Below are 6,049 nucleotides of genomic sequence, written 5' to 3'. Positions count from 1 at the left end.
ATCCTTATCTTGTCTTCAGCCGAGAAATGCCGGCGTGTGGCGCGGCGAATATCTTTCACCACGGCCTCGGCAGGCTTCTTCGCGAGCTTGGCAGCCGATTTTGGGCTGGAGGGATTGGGTCTCATCTTATGGGATGGACGCCTCCTGCAACCTCAGGGAACGTTGCCGGGCTCAAAGCAAGGAGTCGGTATTATGCAACTTTTGGCAGTCGATCTTGGAAAACAGTCTTTCCATATTCACGGCATTACAGGAGATGGCGAGATCATCTCCCGAAAGCTGAGTAGGGCAAAATTCCTGGATGCTGTAAAGCGCCTGAATCCGGCAGTTGTGGCCATGGAAGCATGTGCCAGCGCCCACCACTGGGGGCGTGCGCTTGAGGCCCATGGGTGTACCATTCGCCTAATCCACCCACGGTTCGTAAAACCGTTCGTGAAAGGCGCCAAGAACGACGCTGTTGATGCCGAAGCGATTTATGAAGCTGCGTCTCGTCCCACGATGCGCTTCGTGCCGGTCAAGACACTCGCCCAGCAGGATTTGCAAATGCTTCATCGGATGCGAGACCGGGTTGTTTGTGAACGTACGGCACTGATCAATCATATTCGAGGCCTGCTTGGTGAATATGGCGTCGTGCTCTCAGCGGGTGCCTTCAGATTCCGAAAGCAAATTATCGATACGGTAGCCAGTGCGCCATTGTCCGAACTCGCGTCTGACCTTTTCTCTGCCTTGATAAGCAAATTCCGGGCGCTCGATGAGCGAGTGGCCGATCTTGACCGAAAGCTCGTCGCCATTTGTCGCGACAATGAGCGGTGCCGTCGCCTGGCGACACTCCCGGGCGTTGGTCCTGTGATAGCAACCGCGCTCGTTGCAGCCGTTGATGATGGCCGGCATTTTTCTTCTGGTCGGGCGATGGCGGCTTGGGTCGGTTTGGTTCCCCGCCAATACACCACCGGTGGCAAGCCCAGGCTCGGTGGAATTGGAAAAAAGGCTAGCCATTATCTTCGGCGGCAATTGATCCATGGTGCGCGAGCTGTGCTGCTTACGATTTCCAGGCGTAATGATCGGCTCGCCAAATGGGCACAAGAATTGCTCACACGCGCAGGTCACAATAAAACAGCCGTCGCCATGGCCAACAAGACTGTCCGCATGGCGTGGGCAATGCTGCGTACAGAGAAAGATTTTCAAATGGCATAATTGTGATTTTCTGCCCCGGCAGTGACAATATGCGAGGTGAGAAATTGATGGTGCAACGGCTAGCGCCGCCCCTTCACTGCCTGCAAGGAACGATGGCCATCACAGGCCGCTCATCTTAAAAGGCATTGAAGAACGCGGATTCCCATCATGGCCCGGAGTTCTATCGCTCCAAACAGAGGCCGGATAGATTCACGCATAGTAAGCCGTTTGTACGATCGAAAAATCGCCTTGCGCAGGAGGCGTCCATAGATGCGTTCCTTACGTCACTACGACGAGACCCAATCCCTCCATTATCCGCAACCCCTTTTCTGGGCCATAGGTGCTGACGCCGAACAGCGTGTTGAAGGCGGCGGCAACCCCCGCGGCCCCGCCCGCGATGATCACACCCGCATTGACCGGCACCCGCAGCCACCTGTGCACCGCAACCATCAGCGCCGCGCTGATCTGAACCGTTGGCCCTTCGCGCCCCACCGCTCCGCCGCCCAGCAGCATCAACAGCGTGCACAGAAACTTTGCCCCCGCTGTACGCAGCGAGATCAACGGGCCATCGGCACTCGCGGCGGGATTGTACCCGGCTGCCATCACTTGCGGAATGCCCGAACCGCGCGCCTCTGGAAACCACCGGCGGGTAAGAGCAACTACGGTCACAAACACGAATGGCGTAGCCATTGTTGCCCATAACGGATGCTCAGCATAGATCCGAACAAAGGCCAGCTGCGCCCATTCGCCCGCCCTGGCGAAGATGATCGTCGCCAAGCCGAGCAACACCGCACCGATGACCGCTGCTGCACGCAACAGCAGGTCATGACGATTGAACCGGTATGTCGGGGAGATGAGTCTGGCCAAAATGCTCATAGGCGCGGCTTAAAGCATGATCCTTCCTTAGCGACCACCTGCTTTGCGCAGCAGCATCGGCACCGTTAGCCCCTGAACAAAGATAGAGAATGCCACCACGGCAAAGGCAACGCTGACGAGCGCATCATGTTCAGGCAGGCTGCGCGGAGCGCCCAGAGCCAAAGCCAGTGCCAAAGCCCCCCGCAGGCCACCCCAGAACAGGATATGGCGCGTCAACATATCTGTGGCCATGGCGGTTTTGCGGAACAAGGGCGTGATCGGATAGATCGCCACAGCGCGCCCTGCCAACACCGCCACCGTGCCAATCAGCGCTGGCAGCCAGAAACTGGCGATGGGTTGGGTTGCCTCGCGGCTGCCGATCAGCAGAAAGACCACCGAATTGGCAAGGAAAGCCGCGAAATCCCAGAACTGGATGACCGCCTCGCCCCCTGCTTCGCTCAAGCTCCGCCCTTTGCCCCAATTGCCCACCAACATGCCCGCCGACAAAGTCGCCAGAACGCCGGATACATGCAGTTCTTCTGCCAGCAGGAAGGAGCCATAGGCTGCCAACATCGTGAGCGTGATCTCGACCAGATGATCCTCGGATCGCCCAGCAATCAGCATCAGCGCCGTACCTACAGCCAGTCCCAGCAAAACGCCTCCGCCCACGGTCGTGATCAAGGTCATCGCAATGCCGCCCGGCCCGGTTGCCGTGCCAGCGATCCACGCCGCCACCAGCGCAAACAGCACCGCAGCCGCGCCATCATTGATCAGGCTTTCCGCCTCCATCAAAAAGCGCAGCCGCTTATCGGCCTTCTGCTCTTTCATCATGGCGATCACCGAGACTGGGTCGGTTGCAGCAATCAAACTGCCAAAAAGCAAAGAAGCGGGCCAACCCCAGGCTGCCAGCCAATGCATGCCTGCAGCCACCACACCGGCGGACAGCAATGTACCGCCGAAGGCAAGGCTAAGCACCAATGTGCCCTCGCGGCGAAACTGCTTCCAGCCCAGATGCAGTGCCGCTTCAAACACCAGCGGGGGCAGCAGCACACTGAACACCAGCTCAGGCGTCAGCGCAATGCCGCTCTTGTAGCCTGATACGCTCAGGCCAATGCCCGCCACGACAAGGCCAATCGCATAGGGTTGGCCAAAGCGGCGGCAGATGATGGCTACCAGACAGGCGATCAACAACAGAAGGCCAAGGGTCAGACTGTCCATTCCATGCATGGCGTTAGGCTCCCTTTGCCGTAGTGTTAGGTTTGATCGGGGCAAGTTGCAGGATGCCCGCATGATACTTCCCGCCCGCAACCGGTGTGATATCTGCATCGGAGGCGATTTCACCAATCGCCTTGGCTTCAGCCTGAAGCGAGGAAGGATGCGCAGGCATGGCAGCAAGCCAGCCCGGTATGCCCAAGGCGGCCCAATTCCAGCGTTTGGCAGCCCAGATGTTGGTCTCCACGGCGGCCATGGCTGCGGAAGACAGCTGTCCATTGCCCGTCACAGGAACGGGTAAGAGGTTCAGTCCGGCAGGCGGTGCAAGCATAACGGTCCAGCCATCGGCGAGGGCGGCGATGTGCTGCTCCAATGCGTGATAGGTAGCAAGATCAGCACCCGGCAAGAGCACGGCTGCCACCTGCGCGCGATGGGCTTCGCGGTCAATCAGAACATCGTCAGGCGCTGCTCCTGCGGCAATGGCCAGCATGTACCGAATGTGCTCGGTGTGGCGCTCCTCCATCTGCAGGTCCTGCGCACGGGCAAGTGCGGCTTTGGCGTCATCCAGCCCGCTTGACGAAGGCGCACGCCAGACTTGATCGGCCTGAAGTGCCACTGCCTGACCAATGCGTGCCTTGATGGCATTGGCAAGCTGGGCCGTTGAGACCGCCTTTTGACGCGGCGTAATGATCACGGTACGCACCGCAATCGGTACAGCCTGAAAATCAATATCGAGCTGCGTAATGCGAGCTTCGCGCCCCGACGCTTCAGCAAGGGCTGCGCGGATCTGGTTGGTGGTGACCGCTTGACTGGCGATATGTTCCAACGAGAGGCCGAGAGGCACCGCCATTGCCACAAAGGCACCCAATAACAGTCCGGTTTGCAGCCATGTTTGATGTGTAGAAAGATAATGGCCAAAGCCATAAAGCCGCGCCATGATCGTGGCCGACAGGGCAATCGTGACAAAGTTGGTAGCAAACAGCGCCAACGCGCCCCATGCAATCGCGCTATTGCCGGTAGCCAGCCCGAAGCCCACGGTCGCCAATGGCGGCATGAGGGCGGTGGCGATGGCAACGCCGACAATGGTCTCGCCCTTGCCGCGGATCAGCGCAAAACTGCCCGCCAGCGCGGAAAACAGCGCTATAACAAGGTCAAACAGATTGGGCTGCGTGCGAGCAAGAATTTCCGGTGTGGCCGATTGCAACGGCGAGCACAGCACGATCAGTGCCGTAAATGCTATTGCCAAAGGCACGGCCAGCGCCAGTGCCGCCAGGGAGCGGCGCAGGCTGGCAAAATCAAACAGCGCCAAGCCAAAACCCAGCCCCATGATCGGGCCCATCAACGGCGAGATAAGCATGGCCCCGATGACCACCGCCGGAGATGATTGCAGCAAGCCCAGTTCGGCAATGCCCGCCGACATGACAACCATGAAGATGAAACGCGGGCTCCATCCACTCTCATCAAAAATGCGTTGCACAACAGCGGGATGATCGATTTCCGCATTCACGTGGTCACGCCACCAGCGGATCAGGCCATGGGGGGGGAGCCATAGGCGCAATTCTCCAGGTCGAGTATTCACACCGGCGGCCCGACCGATGTACCAAACCTGCTCATTCGCCAGCGAATGACGCACCCACCACTTTTATTGCAGCATTTTTCGCAGCGCACAACTCCAAGAGGCGCAGGAATTGACACTTGCGATGACGGCCCTAACCATCGCAGGGCTTGATCACATGGAGGCCGTTACCTTTGCAGCGCTTTACCCAAGAGGAGCATTCCGCGCTCCTCGGCATAAAGGGCGTCGGCCCCAAGGTCATTGCCCGACTTGAAGCGGTTGGCATTTCTTCGCTTATGGACCTTGCCCAACGTGACCCACAGGCCATCTGTGCAATGGCCGCAATCGATGCGGGCAGCACGTGCTGGCGCAACAGCCCCATGGCATTGCGAGCGATAACCGCTGCGGTCGAATTCGCTCAGGCCGCGCGACAAAATTAGAAGCTGCCCTGCCGGACGCTTTGCTGATGCCAGTTTCAAGATCACAAGGGCAAGAAAAAGCGCATCTTATGCGTGCAAGACGCTTGCTTTGCTCGGTAAAATCCAGCAGCATTTTCATTCCATGACGGCGTTTGCCATTCCATGGAATCCACTCCCAATGTCCGGGCCAACGCTTTGGCCGCATCGAACAGACGCCCCCCGATGGCCTGACCGCGACAATCTTCGTGAACGAACAGGCAGTCGAGATGGGCCCAATAGCGAGCGCGCCATAGCGAGAAATCCACGGTTAGCGCGGCATAGCCCAACAAAGCGGTAGAGCTGGCCGCCACAATGATCCTGCTGGCGGGACAAGGCTCGGTGAGAAGCGTGAGGAGATCGTCATGCGAAAGGCTTGCCTGGCCGTGTTCGAACGCGGCGTGGGCGATGATTAGCCCATTAAGGCCGGTGCAATCACCGATTTCGGCCTGACGGATGACGATCTCCATTGGCCTTTACTCCGCGCTGTCCAAGGCAAAACCTTCATCCAGCCAGCCCGTGATGCCGCCCGCCATGATCTTTACGGGCCGCCCCAGTTCTGCCAACCGCAAGGCGCCACGCGCGGCTCCGTTGCAGTGGGGCCCTGCGCAATAGGTCACAAAGACAGTTTCTGGCGCCCACTGCGCTATCTTGGATGCAATGATCTTGCCATGTGGAAAGCTGATGGCGCCGGGCACATGGCCCTTGGCGTAAAGCGCGGGGCTGCGCACATCGAGCAGCACGAAATCGGCACCCTTGCTCAAGCTGTCATGCACATCCCAGCAATCGGTCTCAAAGCTGA

General features: G+C 58.9%; 7 protein-coding genes. 1 reads left to right on the top strand and 6 read right to left on the bottom strand.

Going from position 1 to position 6,049, the window contains the following annotated elements:
* Window positions 1-192 precede the first annotated feature (192 nt).
* Window positions 193-1,191 carry an IS110 family RNA-guided transposase gene (locus EOE18_RS18020; protein ID WP_127712122.1) on the top strand — a complete coding sequence of 333 codons (999 nt, stop codon included), beginning with the start codon at window positions 193-195 and terminating at the stop codon, window positions 1,189-1,191.
* Between the two features lie 258 nt (window positions 1,192-1,449).
* Here the strand turns inward: EOE18_RS18020 and EOE18_RS18015 are convergent, their stop codons facing one another.
* The 6 genes from EOE18_RS18015 to EOE18_RS17990 all read right to left on the bottom strand — a co-directional run.
* Complete coding sequence (locus tag EOE18_RS18015) at window positions 1,450-2,046, bottom strand: chloride channel protein (RefSeq protein ID WP_127712120.1); 597 nt, start codon at window positions 2,044-2,046, stop codon at window positions 1,450-1,452.
* Window positions 2,047-2,073: 27 nt separating this feature from the next.
* Window positions 2,074-3,252 carry a cation:proton antiporter gene (locus EOE18_RS18010; RefSeq protein WP_127712118.1) on the bottom strand — a complete coding sequence of 393 codons (1,179 nt, stop codon included), beginning with the start codon at window positions 3,250-3,252 and terminating at the stop codon, window positions 2,074-2,076.
* A 4-nt stretch (window positions 3,253-3,256) separates the two neighbouring features.
* Window positions 3,257-4,795, bottom strand: coding sequence for a TIGR00341 family protein (locus tag EOE18_RS18005; protein WP_246027539.1), 1,539 nt, complete (start codon window positions 4,793-4,795; stop codon window positions 3,257-3,259).
* Window positions 4,796-4,980: 185 nt separating this feature from the next.
* Window positions 4,981-5,226: a hypothetical protein gene (locus EOE18_RS19025; protein WP_246027538.1), complete on the bottom strand. Its 246-nt coding sequence runs from the start codon at window positions 5,224-5,226 to the stop codon at window positions 4,981-4,983.
* Between the two features lie 47 nt (window positions 5,227-5,273).
* Complete coding sequence (locus tag EOE18_RS17995; RefSeq protein ID WP_127712111.1) at window positions 5,274-5,717, bottom strand: GNAT family N-acetyltransferase; 444 nt, start codon at window positions 5,715-5,717, stop codon at window positions 5,274-5,276.
* Window positions 5,718-5,723: 6 nt separating this feature from the next.
* On the bottom strand, window positions 5,724-6,049 hold a 326-nt coding region (locus tag EOE18_RS17990; RefSeq protein ID WP_127712110.1), incomplete at its 5' end, for a rhodanese-like domain-containing protein.

The sequence above is a fragment of the Novosphingobium umbonatum genome, from assembly GCF_004005905.1.
Taxonomy (GTDB): Bacteria; Pseudomonadota; Alphaproteobacteria; order Sphingomonadales; family Sphingomonadaceae; genus Novosphingobium; species Novosphingobium umbonatum.
The sequence above is the reverse complement of the archived record's forward strand: the minus strand, read 5'-3'. Positions and strand labels throughout refer to the sequence as shown.

Excerpts from the sequence above, each read along its gene's own strand:
- EOE18_RS18015 (WP_127712120.1), bottom strand. The coding sequence starts at position 2,046 with ATGAGCATTTTGGCCAGACTCATCTCCCCGACATACCGGTTCAATCGT.
- EOE18_RS18010 (WP_127712118.1), bottom strand. The coding sequence starts at position 3,252 with ATGCATGGAATGGACAGTCTGACCCTTGGCCTTCTGTTGTTGATCGCC.
- EOE18_RS17995 (WP_127712111.1), bottom strand. The coding sequence starts at position 5,717 with ATGGAGATCGTCATCCGTCAGGCCGAAATCGGTGATTGCACCGGCCTT.
- EOE18_RS18020 (WP_127712122.1), top strand. The coding sequence starts at position 193 with ATGCAACTTTTGGCAGTCGATCTTGGAAAACAGTCTTTCCATATTCAC.